Source organism: Blautia sp. BIOML-A1, assembly GCF_009883055.1.
Lineage (GTDB): Bacteria > Bacillota > Clostridia > Lachnospirales > Lachnospiraceae > Blautia_A.
Map to the genome: position 1 here is coordinate 1 of NZ_WWVR01000034.1, position 17903 is coordinate 17903.

The 17903-nt window shown below is 43.0% G+C and carries 11 protein-coding genes, 1 pseudogene and 1 riboswitch; of the genes and pseudogenes, 4 read left to right on the forward strand and 8 right to left on the reverse strand.

From position 1 onward, the window contains the following. Positions 1-62: 62 nt before the first annotated feature. Both tnpA and GT674_RS13255 read right to left on the reverse strand, forming a co-directional pair. Positions 63-473: pseudogene (gene tnpA, locus GT674_RS13250) on the reverse strand (IS200/IS605 family transposase). Positions 474-1072: 599 nt separating this feature from the next. Further along, entirely contained in the window at positions 1073-1366 is a 294-nt protein-coding gene (locus GT674_RS13255; protein WP_161286206.1) for a cysteine-rich small domain-containing protein, read from the reverse strand. A gap of 434 nt (positions 1367-1800) precedes the next feature. Beyond that, positions 1801-1997, reverse strand: a riboswitch (cobalamin riboswitch). Positions 1998-2307: 310 nt separating this feature from the next. Between GT674_RS13255 and nudC the strand changes: the two genes are divergently transcribed. The 3 genes from nudC (at position 2308) to GT674_RS13270 (ending at position 5851) form a co-directional block, all read left to right on the forward strand. Next, complete coding sequence (gene nudC, locus GT674_RS13260; RefSeq protein WP_161286142.1) at positions 2308-3156, forward strand: NAD(+) diphosphatase; 849 nt, start codon at positions 2308-2310, stop codon at positions 3154-3156. Between the two features lie 260 nt (positions 3157-3416). After that, on the forward strand, positions 3417-4538 hold the full coding sequence (locus GT674_RS13265) for a glycerate kinase family protein (protein WP_161286143.1): 1122 nt from the start codon (positions 3417-3419) through the stop codon (positions 4536-4538). Between the two features lie 236 nt (positions 4539-4774). Continuing rightward, complete coding sequence (locus tag GT674_RS13270; protein WP_161286144.1) at positions 4775-5851, forward strand: CdaR family transcriptional regulator; 1077 nt, start codon at positions 4775-4777, stop codon at positions 5849-5851. 5 nt (positions 5852-5856) lie between these two features. On the opposite strand, the gene GT674_RS13275 is transcribed toward GT674_RS13270, so the two are convergent. The 4 genes from GT674_RS13275 to GT674_RS13290 all read right to left on the reverse strand — a co-directional run bounded on the left by GT674_RS13275 (position 5857) and on the right by GT674_RS13290 (position 11624). Next, positions 5857-8280 (reverse strand): glycoside hydrolase family 3 protein, encoded by a 2424-nt coding sequence (locus GT674_RS13275; RefSeq protein WP_161286145.1) that lies wholly within the window; start codon positions 8278-8280, stop codon positions 5857-5859. A gap of 119 nt (positions 8281-8399) precedes the next feature. Beyond that, complete coding sequence (locus tag GT674_RS13280; RefSeq protein WP_118697955.1) at positions 8400-9245, reverse strand: carbohydrate ABC transporter permease; 846 nt, start codon at positions 9243-9245, stop codon at positions 8400-8402. Then, on the reverse strand, positions 9242-10204 hold the full coding sequence (locus GT674_RS13285) for a carbohydrate ABC transporter permease (RefSeq protein WP_022215751.1): 963 nt from the start codon (positions 10202-10204) through the stop codon (positions 9242-9244). Before GT674_RS13285 ends, GT674_RS13280 begins: the two co-directional genes overlap by 4 nt. 58 nt (positions 10205-10262) lie before the next feature. After that, on the reverse strand, positions 10263-11624 hold the full coding sequence (locus GT674_RS13290; RefSeq protein ID WP_161286146.1) for an ABC transporter substrate-binding protein: 1362 nt from the start codon (positions 11622-11624) through the stop codon (positions 10263-10265). A gap of 153 nt (positions 11625-11777) precedes the next feature. On the opposite strand from GT674_RS13290, the gene GT674_RS13295 reads away from it, so the two are divergent. Then, complete coding sequence (locus GT674_RS13295; RefSeq protein WP_161286147.1) at positions 11778-12518, forward strand: helix-turn-helix domain-containing protein; 741 nt, start codon at positions 11778-11780, stop codon at positions 12516-12518. A gap of 93 nt (positions 12519-12611) precedes the next feature. Here GT674_RS13295 and GT674_RS13300 read toward each other — a convergent pair whose 3' ends face one another. Together GT674_RS13300 and GT674_RS13305 are read right to left on the reverse strand one after the other, a co-directional pair. Next, positions 12612-15311: a GH36-type glycosyl hydrolase domain-containing protein gene (locus GT674_RS13300; protein ID WP_161286148.1), complete on the reverse strand. Its 2700-nt coding sequence runs from the start codon at positions 15309-15311 to the stop codon at positions 12612-12614. A 12-nt stretch (positions 15312-15323) separates the two neighbouring features. Next, positions 15324-17738, reverse strand: a complete 2415-nt coding sequence (locus GT674_RS13305; RefSeq protein WP_161286149.1) for a GH36-type glycosyl hydrolase domain-containing protein — start codon at positions 17736-17738, stop codon at positions 15324-15326. Positions 17739-17903: the final 165 nt, after the last annotated feature.

Genomic DNA, 17903 nt, shown 5'->3' on the forward strand with positions numbered 1-17903 from the left:
AGCAGCATTCCTCTTCCTCCTTCATACACTCTTACGGATGGAAATTTATAATCCACCTTGAATTAATACGACTTGCTCTGATGCTCAATATAACGTCGAATATTTTCCTCAGATACAGATCCGATTGTTTCCACATAATAGGAATGGTTCCACAGCTCTCCTTTCCACAGCTGGCTTCTTATTTCTGGAAAACGTTCAAACAGTTTTCTGCCGGTGATCCCCTTCAGATACTTGACAATTGCTGTTATGGACAGCTTTGGTGGAGCTGATACAAAACAGTGGACATGATCACCTTCACCACATTCAAATAAGTGAACAGTAAAACCCTTATCCTCTGCAATCTACTGCACCAGTTTCTGAAGATATTCCTCAATTTCTTGGTTTAATATTTTCCGCCGGTATTTCACCGACCATACCATATGGTAGTTGATATTACACACACAAGTTCTATAATGTATTAGATTTTCTTTCATACATATAGTATAACATGATGAATGGAAATGTGCAACAAAACCCCAAACATATTTTCGATTGTTTGTATGCCGGTTACGGCACTAATATCAGGGTGGGGGAGGAATTATTATATTTTTTCAATGTGCAGATATGCACAATCCTGCGCTTTCATCTCGGTAATTGAATTGCCGAGGATTCCCGCTTATTATCCTAAGATTTATATCACGAAAAAGAGAACAGTCTCCTGACTTTTTGACACGCGGCATTTCCGGATTCTTCCCGCGCATCTATCGATGACTGCTTTTGCAAACTCGCACCTGAAGGTGCTCAGACAGTGCAACGCAGTCATCATTAGCGCAGTCAGAATCTGCGGAAATTTGCTAAGTCAAATTTGTCAGGAGGCTGTTTCTTTTTCTGTATAGATGTCATTTAAAAGTATACTATACGCCTTTTCTTCTGCTGTATATATGTATCCTGCCCTCGTCTGGCATGGTATCATCTTTGTGGTGCCACCACGCCCCGGGGGAATCGCCGCGGCCTGCGGCCGTGATCCAATAAGGTGCTCCCGATTACGGAAAACAATGAACTAACCAGCAAACGGGGCACACATCCCGTTGCGTCATTTAATCTCATTGTTTATCTTATTCATGAGTTCCACCAGCTCGCTGTATTTCCCGGTTACATATCCATAATTCTTTGCTTTATGTGGCAGCTGGCAGTTCGTGCAGTCCTTGATCCCCTTTTCGGTAATTCTGAAATTTCCGCCGCATTTATCGCCGAGAGCATATAACGGGCAATAACAGAACAGGCAATTAAAATTCTCCGGATCCGCACCCTTATGGCACGGAAAATACTCACATTCTTTGTTGCTGAAAAAAGCGTAATGCTTTCCTTCCCAGTATGGTTTTTCCATCATTAATATCTCCTTTGGCTATATCAGATGGGAGTATCGACTCCCACCACTGATACTGATTTGTTGCTCGCTACCTAGAGATGTGGGAGTCATCTCACATCTGATATAATATAAAGTAAAAAAAAGCAGCTATGATATAAATCATGCTGTCAGTTCAGATTCTTATTTAAGAGGATTGCGATGCTACTCCGGGGTAGACAATGAATCCGTTCAAATATGCGGAGGGAACGAATGCATCCGGAGTAGTATCGCCTGCCATTTAATCATACCCTTAAAGGGCTACATGCTCTGCGGTGGCCAACGCAACAAAAGCATGCTGGTATAATTCATACGAACAGGCGAATTCCATAAAAAAATGCCTGCTTCCAATTAAGCAGACAACGCTTCGAGACTGCGGATATCTCTCAGTTGGTTGTTACACTTTACACGGAAGTTTAACCTCGCCATACAAAGCAGGTTTCCTGACTTCAGGATCATCGCTTCCTCTCCCCTTCTCATACAACGGTCGTACAATGGGATAAATGAAAGGTCGCTCCTCTGTTACAGTGACCGGATCGCTCAGGATTCTCACCTGATTCCCTCTTCTGACTGCTACGCGGAAACAGCCAGCACTTCATATGTTCAATATGGAATTATACTGACATTATAATAACATAAGTGTTGTTTATTGTCAACTGTGCCTGATACTTTTTTCACAATTTTATGAACCGGATGTTACTTCACCGGTAATATTCCGCGAGGCGTTTTGCCATGACATAATTTATTTTTTCGTCTGTTCTTGCATTTTTTCAGTCTCCGTCCTATACTTATTTATATTTTTTACTCAGGCAGGAACAAAGCGGACAAGTCCGTTTCAAACTCCCTGAATCCCTCAATCTTTGAGGGACTTGTTACGCTTAAAGTAAAAAAAATACAAAAGTATTTTCAGGAGGAGTTTTATTATGATACAGGATATCGCACCACATGTTTACCACAATGAATACAAGCCGGTTCCACCAACGGCAGACAGCTTTATTCTTTCCTTTGAAGATAAGAAAATACTGTTTCATCAGGCCGGTCCGGAGACGGAAATTTCCTTTCTGCGTTTTCGGGAACTGGAAGGAAAGCTTCCTTCTCTTTATGAGAATTATATTTACCTGTTCTCTATAGATGACAATCATTTTTATCTGATTCCAAATCTGGATATCAGCCTGGCTGACAATTATGAACTGCACAGCATACGGGAACTCCGCACCGCCGCGCCGCGTCATCTTGCCTTTGCCGGCATCACCGGACACCAGATTTTCCAGTGGTACCAGAGCCGTCGATTCTGCGGCTGCTGCGGAACACCGATGAAGCACGACACAAAGGAGCGAATGATGCTCTGCCCTTCCTGTGGCCGTCATGAATATCCGGTTCTGATGCCCGCAGTTATCGTGGGAGTCATCAACGGAGATAAACTTCTCCTCTCTAAATATGAAGGAAGAAATTTCAAGCTTCATGCTCTGATCGCCGGATTCGCAGAGATTGGCGAAACCATTGAAGAAACCGTCCACCGGGAAGTCATGGAAGAAGTCGGTCTGAAGGTCAGAAACCTGCGCTACTACAAGAGTCAGCCATGGTCTTTCTCCGGTACACTGCTCTTCGGATTTTTCTGTGATGTAGACGGTGATGATACACTCACCGTTGACCACGAAGAACTTTCTATGGCCCAATGGTTTGACCGTGATAAGATCACCGGACAGGGAAATGACATCAGCCTTACCAATGAGATGATGATGCTATTTGCCGCCGGAAAAGAGCCAAGATAATATGCAGCAAAGCTCTCTGTCATGCAGATTCGTGTGTGGCAGAGGGTTTTGTTATTTGTACCGTATTTTCCCTGTGTCAATTCTTTATTTTTTGGTATATGGAACATATCTTTTTATGATTATCCATGCTATAGTAACATCATCAAAGCTGTTCAGTTATTGCTTACTCCAAACACAGTAGGTAATTCCTCTAAATTGTTTTTTATATCTCGTTTACCAGCTGAACAGCTTTTTATCATTACCACAGGGGGTTTTAGTTTATGAAAGTTGTTGTTGCAGTTGATTCCTTTAAGGGAAGCATGACTTCCATGGAAGCCGGCATGGCCGTCAAAGCAGGTGTACTTGCCGCGCATAAAGATGCTGAAGTAATCGTTAAGCCACTGGCAGACGGCGGTGAAGGAACCACCGATGCCCTGATCGAAGGCCTGAACGGAGAACGTATTGATGTCACTGTTACCGGTCCGTATCATGAATCTGTCAATGCTTATTATGGTTATCTCAAGGATACCAATACCGCTATCATGGAAATGGCTTCGGCTGCCGGGATCACGATTTCCGATCAGAAAGATCCTATGACTGCCACTACTTTTGGTGTAGGAGAAATGATTCTTGACGCTATCGGCAGAGGAATCCGCAATTTCATTATCGGAATCGGCGGAAGTGCTACCAATGACGGTGGAATCGGAATGCTCCGTGCCCTTGGTTTCACCTTCCTTGATAAAGACGGAAATGAAACCGGCGAAGGCGGACAGGCACTTGCTAAAGTCGCTTCTGTGAAACTTTCTGACAAAACAGAGCTTCTTTCCCAGTGCAATTTCAAAATTGCCTGTGATGTCACCAATCCGCTCTGTGGTTTCCAGGGCGCAACTTATATTTACGGTCCACAAAAAGGTGTTACCTCCGAAATGCTTCCGGTTCTGGATGCAGGAATGGAAAACTATGCAAAAATTACTGCTGATGTGATTGGCAGAGACAATATGAATGCCTCCGGTGCAGGTGCAGCAGGTGGACTTGGGTTTGCATTCTTAAGCTACTTAAACGGAGAACTGACTCCTGGAATCCAGCTGATCCTGAATGCGGTTCATCTGGAGGATGAAATGAAAAATGCTGATGTTGTCGTAACCGGAGAAGGCCGTCTGGATCATCAGACTGCCATGGGCAAGGCTCCTGTCGGTGTTGCAAAACTCGGCAAAAAATATGGTGCAAAAACGATTGCTTTTGCAGGAAGTGTTACAAAAGAAGCCGTTGCCTGCAATGAAGCCGGTATTGATGCTTTCTTCCCGATTGTTCGTGGAATCTCTACTCTTGAAGAAGCCATGAATCCTGCTACTGCAAAGGCAAATATGACTGCTTCCGCTGAGCAGGTATTCCGTCTGTTTTAATTTAACCAGCCCTTTTCCTTTTTTACCCGTTGGTCTTCTCGTAACTGTTCACAGTAACGTCTTCTCCCTGACCAGCGGGTTTTTTGTATACAAGAACCCGCTGGTATTTTGTCCCAGGATTCGTTATAATGTTGCCAATGGGTTTATTTATTGATGCAGACCAGAAGATGTACTCTGCAAAGAAAGCACGCAAGGCAGCACGGAAAACTGCTGCCTATTGACCAGGAGGAACGCAAATGACGCCTTATATCACCAGAGCCCTTGCACAGCAGATCGTAGATACCGTCCGGGATCTCTGCGGACAGAACGTTAATTTTATAGATTGTTCCGGGACAATTTTTGCAAGCACAGATGAAAGCCGGATAGGAACCTTTCATGAGATCGGACGGGAAGCTGCTGCAAGCGGCAGTGTGATCGAAGTCCGTGAAAATGACCATTTCACCGGCACACAGCAGGGGGTCAATCTTCCCATCTATCACAATCACAAGATCATCGCTGTCATCGGGATCACCGGAAATCCCGATGATGTGCAAAAATATGCCAGGCTGGCTGAACGTATCACCCGGCTTCTGATCCGCGAGAAGGAACTGGATGCCTTCAACCGTACAGAATCCGAAAAGAAAAGTTATATTCTCCGTGGTCTTATCGATCATGAGGACATCCATCCTGAGTATCTTCGTGAAAATCTTTCCAGATGGAATATCGATGAAAAAAAATCCTGCCAGCTTCTTCGCCTGAAAATCCATTCTGACAACAGACCTGTACTCTCCGCTTCTCTGGACAATGCTGTCTCACAGCTTTTTAAACAGCTGGACTGCCAGCTTTTTACCTTTGTCTATCCGGATGAATATCTTGCAGTGATTGAAGAGGCTGTTTTCCAACGGAAACAACAGTTTTTGATGGATTTTGCACAGAAATACAAAGACGCATTGTGGATTGCTGTGGGAAACCCTGCTTTTATCCACGAGATTTATGATTCCGCTTTTTCTGCCGAGATTGCTCTGAAATCCATGCCCGCCGGATGCAGCTATGTTGAGGCCGCCTCACTGGATCTGGAGCTGATCCTCGCCTCCATAAATTCCCGCAGCAAAAAGGCCTTCCTTGCGAAAACTCTGGATAAGCTTTCTTCGGAAGACCTTAAATTGCTTCATATTTATTTTTCCTGTGACATGTCCCTCAAAAAGACCTGCGAGGAAACATTTCTCCACAAAAATACTGTCCAGTACAGACTGAACCAGATTTATAAAAAATGCGGCTGCAATCCCAGGGAATTTCGGGATGCCGTGCGATTATATCTGGCATTGAAGATGTAACAATTCTATGCCAGCTGACTGATCAGTTTAAGAATCCTGCCTGCACAGGAACGGATTTCTTCTTCTGTAAGATCTCCGTTTCTGTATGCTTTACGAATACTCTCGGCATCTTCTGTATTTCCAGGCATGATAATGTCATTTCCTGCCGCAGCACATTTCCATGCAACACTTCCATCTTCCGGTACGGTTGTATTCCAGTCAGACATGATAACTCCATCAAATCCCCACTCTTTCCGGGCAATTCTGGTACACAGATCTTTGCTGTTCGCCGCATGCACTCCATTGACAAGATTGTAAGAAGACATGATTGCTGTCGGCTGCCCCTCTTTCACTGCAATTTCAAATCCACGAAGATAAATTTCTCTGAGCGTCCTCTCTGAAATCTTTACATCCACCCCCATACGGTTATCTTCCTGATTATTGCATGCAAAATGCTTAATTGTAACGCCGCATCCCTTATGGCACTGCACACCTTTTGTTACAGATGCTGCCAGCGTTCCTGAGAGGAACGGATCTTCTGAATAATACTCAAAATTTCGTCCACAAAGAGGATTTCTGTGGATATTCAGACCCGGTGCCAGCCACAGATTGACGTGAAATGCTTCCATCTCAAGTGCAACCGCTTCTCCAAATCTCTGCATCAGATCTCTGTTCCAGGTCTGAGCCATTACAGTTCCTACTGGGAATGCAGTGCAGTACTGATAATACTGGTCAGCACCCTCATGCTCTTCTCTGTCTACCAGGAAGCCGTTCTCCAGAGCCCCCAGTACACCGATTCCATAAACGGTATCTGTTGCCCTGTCCACTTCATAGTGCTGCTGCAATCGGATACCTGCCGGTCCGTCTGCCATGATCAGCGATGGAATACCATACTTGTCAAGAAGTCCTTCTGTTGTCTCACCTGCGGTTCCCGGAACGCGGATTCCTGCTGCCCCCAGAGTACTTGTTGTTTCTGCAATATTTCCGTAGAGAAGAGGAATCAGATCTTCTGCCATCTGTTCCGTGGCATAAGCTGATCTGTATATTTTTTTCTCTTCTGGATGCGGTGTAAAAACAATACAATGGCTGTTATCTGCCGTTGTTTTTCTGCATTCGTACGTTTTCCACAGTTCTTCTTCTATCTCTGCTGTGTTTTCCAGGACACAGGTATCCTCCAACGATACACTTTGCTCTACTTTCACAGTGCTACTGTATTCGAGAGATACAGAACTGTTTCCGGTCCAGATACCATAGTTTCCTTTTTCTACGATCCACTGATGTTTTTCCTCAGAAAAATATGCCAGTTCTTTCTGTCCAACTGTGATCTTCAATGTTTCAGCTTCTCCCGGCTGCAAAAGCTTTGTTTTTGCATACCCAACGAGACGGCGATATTCTTTCTTTACCTCTGTCTGAGGAAGAGATGCATAAATCTGCACAACTTCTTTTCCTGCATAAGTATCTCCGATATTAGTAACTTTCATTTCAACTGTAAGTTCTTTCTCCGAAGTCTCAATCCCTTTGAATTCTATTTTAAACTCTGTATAGGACAGTCCGAATCCAAACGGAAACAGTGGCTTTTTGCCAAAGCTGTCAAAATAACGGTATCCGACAAAAATCCCTTCTTTGTACTCTTCAGTATCCAGATTTCCATTCAGATAACTGTAATCCTCTGCAAAGGGGCAGTCTTCATATCTTCTCGCCCAGGTTGTCGTCAGTTTCGCACTTGGTACACAGTTTCCCAGCAGGATGTCTGCAACCGCATATCCACTCTCCTGCCCCGGCTGGGAAATATTAAGGATTGCCTTTATGTTCTCTGTATTTTCCAGAATGTCAGTCAGTTCGATCGGACCACCCGCATTCAGAAGCAGGATGACCGGAATCTTTTTTTCATTCAGGAAAAAAAGATCTGCTGCTTCTCTTTCACTCAGATAATAGTCTCCTTTTACCCTGCGGCGGTCTTTACCCTCTCCGGAAATACGGCTGAGCACATACACAGCTGCTTTTGCATCTGCGATATCCCTTGCTTCAACAGCCCGTCCTTCCGGAAGAATAAAAGGGTTGTTTGCGTATGCATCAAATGGATTATCTACGTGCTTTGCATCCTCAAGGATTTTTTCTTTCCAGACATTTCGTGCGTTTTTATAACGTTCTTCATAATCCTCCAGCCAGTCCTCGCTGGTAATAGTCACACCTGCTTCTTTCATTCCCTGATAAATGGAAATATTTTCTCTGTTATTTACATCACCGGAACCAATTCCGCCTTTAATAGTCTTTTCTGCCCCACTTCCAAGCAGTGCAATAGCTGAAGCTGTGGAAAGAGGAAGTACTCCTTCGTTTTTCAGAAGTACAATACCTTCCACCGCCGCTTCTCTTGCCAGAGTCCGGTGCCTGATTTCAAGTTCAGACAGACTCTGATCCATACTTCCACTGTGTCCCCATACATCTTTCATATATAATCCTCCTGCTAACGTTTGAATTTATTTTATACAACAAAAGAACGACAGCATTCTTTATCCTTTATGCAAGAATATCCTGCCGCGTTCTTCTGACTGATGATAACTTTTATTTTTTACTCTTTTACGCCACCCAGCGTAACACCTGCGATGATATATTTTGACAGAAGCAGATAAACAATAATGATCGGTACGATAGCAACAGTGATCATCATGTAAATCTTACCCATATCAAAGTTCATGTAATCAGCACCTCGTAATGTTGCAATCAGGATCGGAACCGTCATCTTGTTCTTGGACTGGATAACCAATGCCGGTACGAAGTAGTTGTTCCATGATCCAACAAAGGTAAAGATTGCCTGAACTGCGATCGCCGGTTTCATGATTGGAAGTACAATACGGTTGAATGTATGGAACTCTCCAGATCCGTCAATTCTGGCAGCTTCCACCAGTGACAGCGGAAGAGAAGATTGTAAATAACTGTACATAAAGTAAAATACTGCCGGTGAAGCAATGGACGGAATAATCAGCGGAAGAAGTGAATCATACATTCCCATCTTTGTGATCAGTCTCAGGAATCCCATTGCAGTTACCTGTGTCGGCATAACAAGGATTGCCATTATAAAAGTAAAAGCAACTTTCTTTCCCTTGAAATCATAAGCATAAATGCCATATGCAGTCAGGGAAGAAAAGTATGTACATAATGCTGCAGAGCATCCGGACACGATCACACTGTTAATGATTCCTCTGAACATTGGAAAGCTTCCATCATTTGCCACACTTCTCAGGTTATCCAGAAAATGTTTACCCGGAATGATAGAAAAGCCTTTCTGCAGTTCTGCATGTGAATGCGTTGCATTGATAAGCAGAATCGCAAAGAAAAACAGACACATAAAAGATAAGAGAATGAGTACAATATGTGCGAAAATGCTCATCACACGTTTTCCTGAATTTGTTTTCATGATCTTGCTCTTCTCCTTTCTTCTTTTGCACGTTTCTTAGCTGCCTTTTTTGAACCATCTGGATCGTTGTCATTGGTCATTCTGTAAACAAAGAAGCAGAGGATACCACTGATGATGAACAGGTAAACAGATAATGCACCTGCCATTCCATAATTCTTGCTCTTCAGATGACTGTTCAGGAACATGATCAGTGTCATGGATGTTCTGTCCGGGTTACCCTGTCCGTTTGTCAGAATCTGAGGAACATCAAACATCTGAAGACCACCGATGATAGATGTGATCAGTGTGTATGCAAGGATCGGACGGATCATTGGCAGTGTAATATAGAAAAATCTCTGAATTCCATTGCATCCATCCAGATCAGCAGCCTCATAGACCTCCACACTTACACCCATAACTGCCGCCATCAGCATGATCGTTGTATTTCCAAACCACATCATAAAGTTCATAAATCCGATCAGTCCTCTTGTTCCCAGAACAGAACCCAGGAAATCAATCGGTGCTTTCAGAACGCCCAGAGACAGCAGAATAGAGTTGACCGGACCATTGGTAGAGAACATCGTAAAGAATAATAAGGCAAATGCAGACGCCATGATCAGGTTCGGCAGATAAATAACTACTTTAAAGAACTGTTTGCCGTGGATCTTCATTCGAAGATCTGTAAACCAGCAGGCAAGTACAAGTGCAACCACGATCTGCGGAACAAAACCGATCAGCCACAGGATCAATGTGTTTTTTCCATACAGGAACATATCTGATTTCAAAAGACTGATGTAGTTTTTCATGCCGACAAAATTCGGACCTACTACCTTGATACCCGAACGATAATATTCGAAAAAGCTGTATCTTACAGTATCGATCAAAGGAATAAGAGAAAATATCAGATACGCGATAAAAAATGGAAGAATAAATAACAAGCCCCATTTTCCGTAATCAATATTTTTTTTCTTTTTTTTCATAAATGCCTTTCCTTTCCAATAAACAGCAGGGCACTCTGTACCCTGCTGATCTGATCATTTATTCCGGCCACTGTACTTCTGTGATTTCCGGATAACGTTCCATGATTGCTGTTTCAAAGTTTGATTTTGCTTTGTCAAACTCAACATTTCCCTGGAAATAATCGCTGAAAGCATTCTGGATCAGCTCTACACAGCCCTGATCATAAGGGGAAAGCGGGGCAATTTTGATGTTTTCTGCAACCGGTGCAAAATATTCAAATGGATTCTGTCCACCGAGGAAATCAGAAGCGAATGCATCGTCAGAAGCAGCCTCCTGCATACCGGATTTTGTATTTGTAAAGTCAGCATAGTCTTTGGAAATCTTTAACAGGTTGTCTTTGTTTCCAGTCAGAGCAAGGATAATATCTTTTGCATGTTCCGTGTTGTCTGTTCCTGTTGCTACATGGATATAAGATCCGCCCCAGTTGTATTCCTGCGGTGGGTTTGTAACAGCCCAGGCACCGTCTTCGCCATCCCAGTTTGGTTTCAGGGTAAAGTCAATTCCCCATGCCGGGAACAGAAATGCGAATACTTTGGAGTCAGAGCTCATAGCTTTGTTCCAGTCATCGTTCCACTGACCTTTTACAGTTTTGTTCAGATATCCTGCATCCAGCCATTCTTTTGAATCACTTATCCAATCCATGATCTTCTGGTCAACTTTGATCGTTGTGCTTCCCGGCTCTACCCATGAACTTTCGATGCTGTTTCCATACAGACGGAATGTATCTGCATAAGAAGAAAATGTGTAGTATCCTTTTGCTTTCAGTTCTTCTGCTGTTGCTTTTGTTGTATCCCAGTCCTTTAATTTCTCGCCTACTGCTTCCGGATCATCTGTTCCAAATACATCTTTTGCGATGTCACGACGATATACCAGAGTTCCCGGGCAGCACTGCCATGTAGAACCTCTCTGTACTCCATCAGTGTCAGATGCTGTTGTTTTTGTAAAATCATACTGATCTGCAAGATCTTTGTCAGGATCAATTCCGAGGTCTTTAAGCGGAATTGCCACATCTGCATCTTTGTCTGTATATTTATTTACATAGTCTGTCTCTGACAGGAAAATATCTACTTTGTCATCGTCTGCCGCATCCGCCTGGTTCATCAATGCTTCATCCAGTTTTTGCTGGTAAACGCCATCCTGATTCGGGTTAATGACCCAGTGGATCTCTGTTCCATCTTTCAGTGTTGTAACTGTTCCATCCTTTGATGTAGATTCTACTTCCGGATATACAGCTTCCAATCTCTGACGAAATTCATCATTCCAGGAATAAATATTAATCACTTTTCCTTCTCCGGAATCCGCACTTACTACAGTTGCTGCTGAGAGTGTTCCTGCAACAACTGCTGCTGTCAGGATTACAGATACAAATTTTCTTTTCATTAAAAATTCCTCCTTGTTCAAAGCATTTTTCACTGTTTTCTCTTTGATGATGATACTATATCATTTTTGACATTCAAAATATATTATTAATCTTAACAAAATGTCAGATTCATGTCATAATATAAAAAATCAACACATTAAGGAGTGATGTTTATGGCAATTTCAAAAGACTGGTACCACACTGAAATGAAAAACGATGATATGGAGATCCTGCACCGTTCTCCCTCCGTAGAATACTCTTTTTATAATGCAGTCCGAAGCGGAGACATGGAGACTGTCACTGCAAACTGCAAAAACGATTCCTTTCTTCATCTCGAAGGAACTGGTGTCCTTTCAAGAAATCCTCTGACCAATATCAAATATCATTTTGTGGTAACTACCGCCATGCTGACCCGTTATTGCATTGACGGAGGACTGGAACCGGAGCAGGCCTATCGCCTCAGCGACTTCTATATCTTAAAAATGGATTCCTGCACTTCAGTCCGTGAAGTTGCAGACCTCCACCATATTATGGCAAAAGATTTTACCGGAAAAATGCTTCTTCATAAAAAAAGTTCTGTTCTGTCCAAACCTGTCATTGAATGCATCAACTATATCTACAGTCACATAAAAGAAAGAATCACCATTCAGGATCTGGCTGAACATACAGGGCTGTCCTGCAATTATCTTTCCCGTATATTCAAGCAGAATCTTGGTGTATCGATCAGTGACTACATCCGTGAACAGAAAATAGAAAAAGCCACTCATCTTCTCAGATATTCTGATCAGTCTATCGTGGATATTGCGGCGTATCTTTCCTTTTCCTCACAGAGTCACTTTATACAGATTTTTGAAGGCTATATAGGATTGACACCAAAGAAATACCGCGACAAATACTACAAATCCATGTGGTAAACCAGCAGACATGCCTCTGTCTCTCCCCGGCACTGAGAAAAGCAGAAAACAACCCGGCATTATGTCATTTTACTACATAATGTCGGGTTGTTTTTATTGTAATACTATAGTAATATTATGTGTCTCATCTGAAGACAACTGTTCAATCGTCTCTTTTTTCATACAGGCACTTCCGTCTGCTCTTTTTTCTATTTCTTTTTCGTCACAGTACGCCTGAACGATCTGATATTCTCCATACTCCTTTTTGTCTGGATTGGAAATGCAAACCTCAAATTTCTTTCCTGCAAATTCCAGATAGAGTGATGCATTTCCTTCTTTATCAAACTGTTCTGCCATAAGTGCTGGTGCGATCACAAGATTGCCAATCTCTCCTCTTACTCCAAAAGCTTCTGTGATCATGGTCAGCATATACCAGCTTGCTGCACCGGTAAGATATGCATACAGCCCTCTTCCATCACTGTCAAAATATTCAGGAAGTCCTGGATACATATAGCTGCTTTCAAAGTTCATTGCCGCATGAAGAAGTGTATTGAGCACTTTATATCCTTCTTTTACAAATCCCTGACTGTACAGAGCATTTGCATACATGACTGCCATGTGAGAGAAAACAGCTCCGTTTTCTTTTTCACCATAGGCAAAGCCGAACATTCTGCCGAGATCAAATTTCTCTTCTCTGAAATTTGTATTCAGTCGATAACCGCCTGCTTTCTCATCGAACAGATATTTATCTGCACTTCTGCTGATCGCGGCAGTCTGCTCTTTTGTTGCAGTTCCGCTCATGATTGCGAATACCTGGCTGGTCAGCATCATGCGTACACGATCTTTTTCGCAGCACTCTACCGGATTCTTGTGGTCATCATAATAACCATTGAACCATCCGTCTCCACCATCTGTGATCCATTCATTCTTTCGGATATTTTCCATCATCCATTCTGCTTTTTCACGCAGATTTCTGACTATCTCATCAATTCTGACAATCACTGTGTCGCCGCTGATGTTATGTGCACACTTTTTGGTGTAAGAACCCAGCAGTTTTCTTTTTTTGTCTGCATTCTCATATAGATCTCTTCCACAGGAAAACAGACATTCCATTTCACTGGCAATCTCAACCCGGTTAATTCCGCTTATGCGTTCCAGGTTTTCCAGGCAGTCTGCAATGTTATTCATATTTCCTGCATAGGCACAGGTAAACGCCACACTCTCACCATTGTCCCACGCCATATCCATGGCATCGTTCCAGTCGGCTCCATGGAGTTTCATTTCATTATGCTCACCTACATCATAAAAAGCAGTTAAATTCTGCAGAAGAATATGCTCCAGAATTGTTCCGAAATAAATATCTCCGCTCTCTACTTTCTGCTGTTTTCCGTAAGCTGTATTCCATTCTTCATCGTGTGTTGTTCCTCTTCCTGACTGAAGATCTTTGAAATATGGAACTTTTTCAAACAGAATATCCATATCGCCGGTCTGGTCGATATACAGCTTCGTCGTTCCAAACGGCCAGAATGCATGATCCATCCAGACACGGGCAATATTATTTCTGTCCGCGATAAATTCTCCCTGTTTATTTCCAATAATCGTGGCATTTGTTCCGTCAATGCGGACACCGCCATAGTTGGCAACAATCATCTGACGCACTACAGCCGGATTCATGATCAGGAGTGCAAGACAGTCCTGCCAGAGATCTCTCCAGCCCCGTCCGCCTTTTCCATAGTCGTGGTATGGGAGAAAAGAACAGCCATAGATTCTTCGCAGTACCGGCTGAAAGCTGATCCATTTCATATAGTTATCAGCATCTGCATCACCGGTTTCATAAGATACATTTACTTTTTTCTGCCAGTAGGATTTCACCTCTTCAAGAACGTTCTCCACCTGCTCTTCTGTTCTGTATTTTACGACAGTTTTGGCAATACTCTCTTTCTTCTCTGTCAGTCCTGCCAGTATGATAAAACCTGCTGTTTCCTGCGGCTTTAGCTCAACATCCGCAAAGCGGATGCCTCCCATTGCCTCTTTTCCCTCAGCTCTGCTTCCTGCCATTCTGCCTGGCTTGTTCTTTCTTACTGCTTCTGGATTCAGATAAGTACCGCCCTCTCCTATAAACTCCTGCACAGTAGGATAAAACGCCTCCGGCGCATCGCCTTTTTCTGAATATCCATATACAAAATAGGTGGTATGATTCTTCTGATGACCTCTTTCATCAAAAGACAGAACCGGTGTGACTTCCACACCATATTCTGTTGTATTGATTCTGTGAAGAAGCGATGTCACATGACGATGATCTCGAATATTGTCCGCGCTTCTTCCATAAAGTGGTATTGCAGCGATCGGAGTTATTTTTGTCACTTCTTCAGATATATTTTTTATTCTGACCAGTTCAATCTCTGCTGCTCCGTCCACATCAACAAAAGAAGTGATTTCTGACTGAAGACCATATTTTGCAGAAGTTCTGGTCACTTTCTGCCACATAAAACCGGCTTCCAGAATGCTTTTATCCTGAGCTTCTGTAAATTTCTGTAATTCCTGCTCTGCTGAAATTCCCGTTGCAGACCAGCATCCCTTACCTTCTATACGACACCAGAAATTTCTGGTACTGCGATTATTGTGAAGATTTTCAATACTTACCGGTTCCAAAAGAAAATGGTTCTGATCTGTCTTGCTGTCTCCTCCAAGGTTCGGAGTGATACTGGATTTCAGTCCTCCATCACCCGCCAGCGGAAAATACAGACCACTGTAGTTTTCCGGACTCTGAATGGTAAACGTTCCTTTTTTATCCTGAAATTTTATATATTTCATGCTGTCTCCTTTTTATGACATGAACAGTTCTACTTCTGTAATCTCTGTAAGCTTTTCCTGAGGAATATAATTTTCTCCCAGTTCTTCTCCATTGACGATCATCTTCTTGAAACCAGATTCCACATGTCCCGGATTATGGACTGTAATATGAAGTTTACATCCGCGGAAATCTTTATCAATTTCAAATTTATCCCATTCTTTCGGAACAGATGGTGCAATTCGCAGTCCGCCAAAGTCAGGACGCATACCAAGAATACCTTCTACACACCCTACCATAACGGTAGATGCTGTTCCTGTCAGCCAATGTACATGAGAGCGTCCGAAATTCGGGCTTGCTTTTCCCTCTGTAAACTGTCCATAGCAGTATGGTTCCAGCCTTCGGATCTCTGCCCTGTCATTCTGTGCCGCAGGCGCATTTTCCATAAAGTAGCCAAAAGCTCTCTCTCCATGTCCTCTCAGAGCTTCTGCAAGAATGATCCAGCCCTGTGACTGTGAGAAAATCCCTGCATTTTCCTTGGTTCCCGCATTATAGATCACAGCCAGTGCACCCTCGAATGCATGAGCATGATATGGAGGATCCATCAGGATTGCTCCATATTCCGTATTCAGTCTCTTATAAACCATATCCAGTGCAAGATCTGCCTGTGCATCGTCTGCAAGACCACTGATCACCGCCCAGCTCTGCGGATTCAGCCACATGTTCGCTTCCGGATCTGTGCGCTTTCCAATCACAGCTCCATCTTCTGTAAATCCACGGATAAAGCGGTCTTCATTCCAGCAGAGATCCTGGATCAGTTTTCCAAGTTTCTTCTGACTTTCGTTAAGATATTCAATATATTCTTTATCCTCTTTGTAGTCTGCAAATTCTCTGAGGATCGTCATTGCATAATAATACTGCAGTGCTACAAAAGTTGACTCTCCATCTTTTCCAAGTCTGAGACAGTCATTCCAGTCTGCATAAAGACCTGCCGGCATTCCATGTTTTCCAAGATGGTTTTCAGAAAATGCAATTGCACGTTTCAGATGTTCATATACGGTTGCCTCACCTTTGTTTGCAAACGGAATCACTTCATCCATGAATGCCACATTGCCTGTTTCTGAAACATATTTATAGACTGTAGGGAAAAGCCACAGTGCATCATCTGCACGATAAGCCGGATGTCCTGTTTCCTGTACATAGGAAGCATCGTCCGGAGTATCTTCATGTCCCGGGTTATGTGTGAATTTTACAAGCGGAAGTCCACCGCCGTTATCCACCTGTGCTGAAAGCATGAATCGGATTTTTTCCACCGCCATCTCCGGTGCCAGATGAATCACTCCCTGAATATCCTGAACTGTATCGCGATATCCATATCCATTGCGGAGTCCACAATAGGTAAAAGAAGCTGCCCGTGACCAGATAAAGGTCATAAAACAGTTGTATGCATTCCATGTATTGATCATGGTATTAAATTCCGGACTTGGGGTTCTGATCTGGAAGTGAGAAAGCTGACCATGCCAGTATTCGATCAGTTCTTCCAGTTCTCTTTTACATACATCCTGGCAGTTTTTGTAATGCTCCACGATCTCGCCCGCTTCTGCATCACCTTTCATTCCAACAAGAAAAGTGATTTCTTTTGTTTCCCCCGGAGCAAGGCTTAAAACTGTTGAAAGTGCTCCACAGCTATTCTCATTATAATTTCCCTTATTGCTGAGTTTTCCCGTGATCACGCCCTCTGGATTGTTATATCCGTGATATCTTCCAAGAAAGCTTTCTTTGTCTCCGCACCAGGAATTCACGTCAGCTCCTGCCAGTCCGAAGAATCTGTTGAATACATTTTTGTTATCAATGTTTTCACCTTCTTCCAGACGATCCAGGTTTGCGTGGATCATCTGACGTACACGGTTCCCTCTGAAAACCGTCTGTGTGATATACTGAGAATACTGAAGATTTACCTGATCCTGTTCATAGTTACTGTTGTTGGTAAATTCCGCATATCCCGTTACTGTAAGTTCACGTTTTTTCTCAGAATAATTTGTTACTGCCAGACTCCATACTTCATAAGACCGCTCCAGCGGCACATAATATCTTACTTCTGAGTGAATTTCACTGTAATCTGCCATCATTTTTGTGTATGCTGTTCCATGATGACATTCACTTTTGTACGTCTCCAGATCTTTGCCTACCGGCTGCCAGGATGCAGACCAGTAATCTTTACTTTCATTATCGCGAAGGTAAATATACCGTCCCGGCTGATCAAACTGATTGAAAATATATCTCAGGATTCTTCCATTTGCTCCGGATTTTGCAAAACTGTATCCTCCTGCATTATTTGAAACGATTGCCCCATACTCTGGTGAGCCAAGATAGTTTACCCACGGTGCCGGTGTATCCGGACGTGTGATCACATATTCCTTTTTTGCTTCATCAAAATATCCATATCTCATATCTCTCATCTCCTGTTCCAGCTATTCTTCGCCTGATTTTTCTTACACTATACCCTATATCATATTTTGAATATACAAAATACAAGCTGAAAATATCAGATTCGTGACATGAAAGTCTTTGTTATAGTCAAAATTGCGGAATATTACCTGTAAACAGTTACTCCG

Coding starts and splice junctions, on each gene's coding strand:
- GT674_RS13255 (WP_161286206.1), bottom strand. CDS start 1,366: ATGGAAAAACCATACTGGGAAGGAAAGCATTACGCTTTTTTCAGCAAC.
- nudC (WP_161286142.1), top strand. CDS start 2,308: ATGATACAGGATATCGCACCACATGTTTACCACAATGAATACAAGCCG.
- GT674_RS13265 (WP_161286143.1), top strand. CDS start 3,417: ATGAAAGTTGTTGTTGCAGTTGATTCCTTTAAGGGAAGCATGACTTCC.
- GT674_RS13270 (WP_161286144.1), top strand. CDS start 4,775: ATGACGCCTTATATCACCAGAGCCCTTGCACAGCAGATCGTAGATACC.
- GT674_RS13275 (WP_161286145.1), bottom strand. CDS start 8,280: ATGAAAGATGTATGGGGACACAGTGGAAGTATGGATCAGAGTCTGTCT.
- GT674_RS13280 (WP_118697955.1), bottom strand. CDS start 9,245: ATGAAAACAAATTCAGGAAAACGTGTGATGAGCATTTTCGCACATATT.
- GT674_RS13285 (WP_022215751.1), bottom strand. CDS start 10,204: ATGAAAAAAAAGAAAAAAAATATTGATTACGGAAAATGGGGCTTGTTA.
- GT674_RS13290 (WP_161286146.1), bottom strand. CDS start 11,624: ATGAAAAGAAAATTTGTATCTGTAATCCTGACAGCAGCAGTTGTTGCA.
- GT674_RS13295 (WP_161286147.1), top strand. CDS start 11,778: ATGGCAATTTCAAAAGACTGGTACCACACTGAAATGAAAAACGATGAT.
- GT674_RS13300 (WP_161286148.1), bottom strand. CDS start 15,311: ATGAAATATATAAAATTTCAGGATAAAAAAGGAACGTTTACCATTCAG.
- GT674_RS13305 (WP_161286149.1), bottom strand. CDS start 17,738: ATGAGATATGGATATTTTGATGAAGCAAAAAAGGAATATGTGATCACA.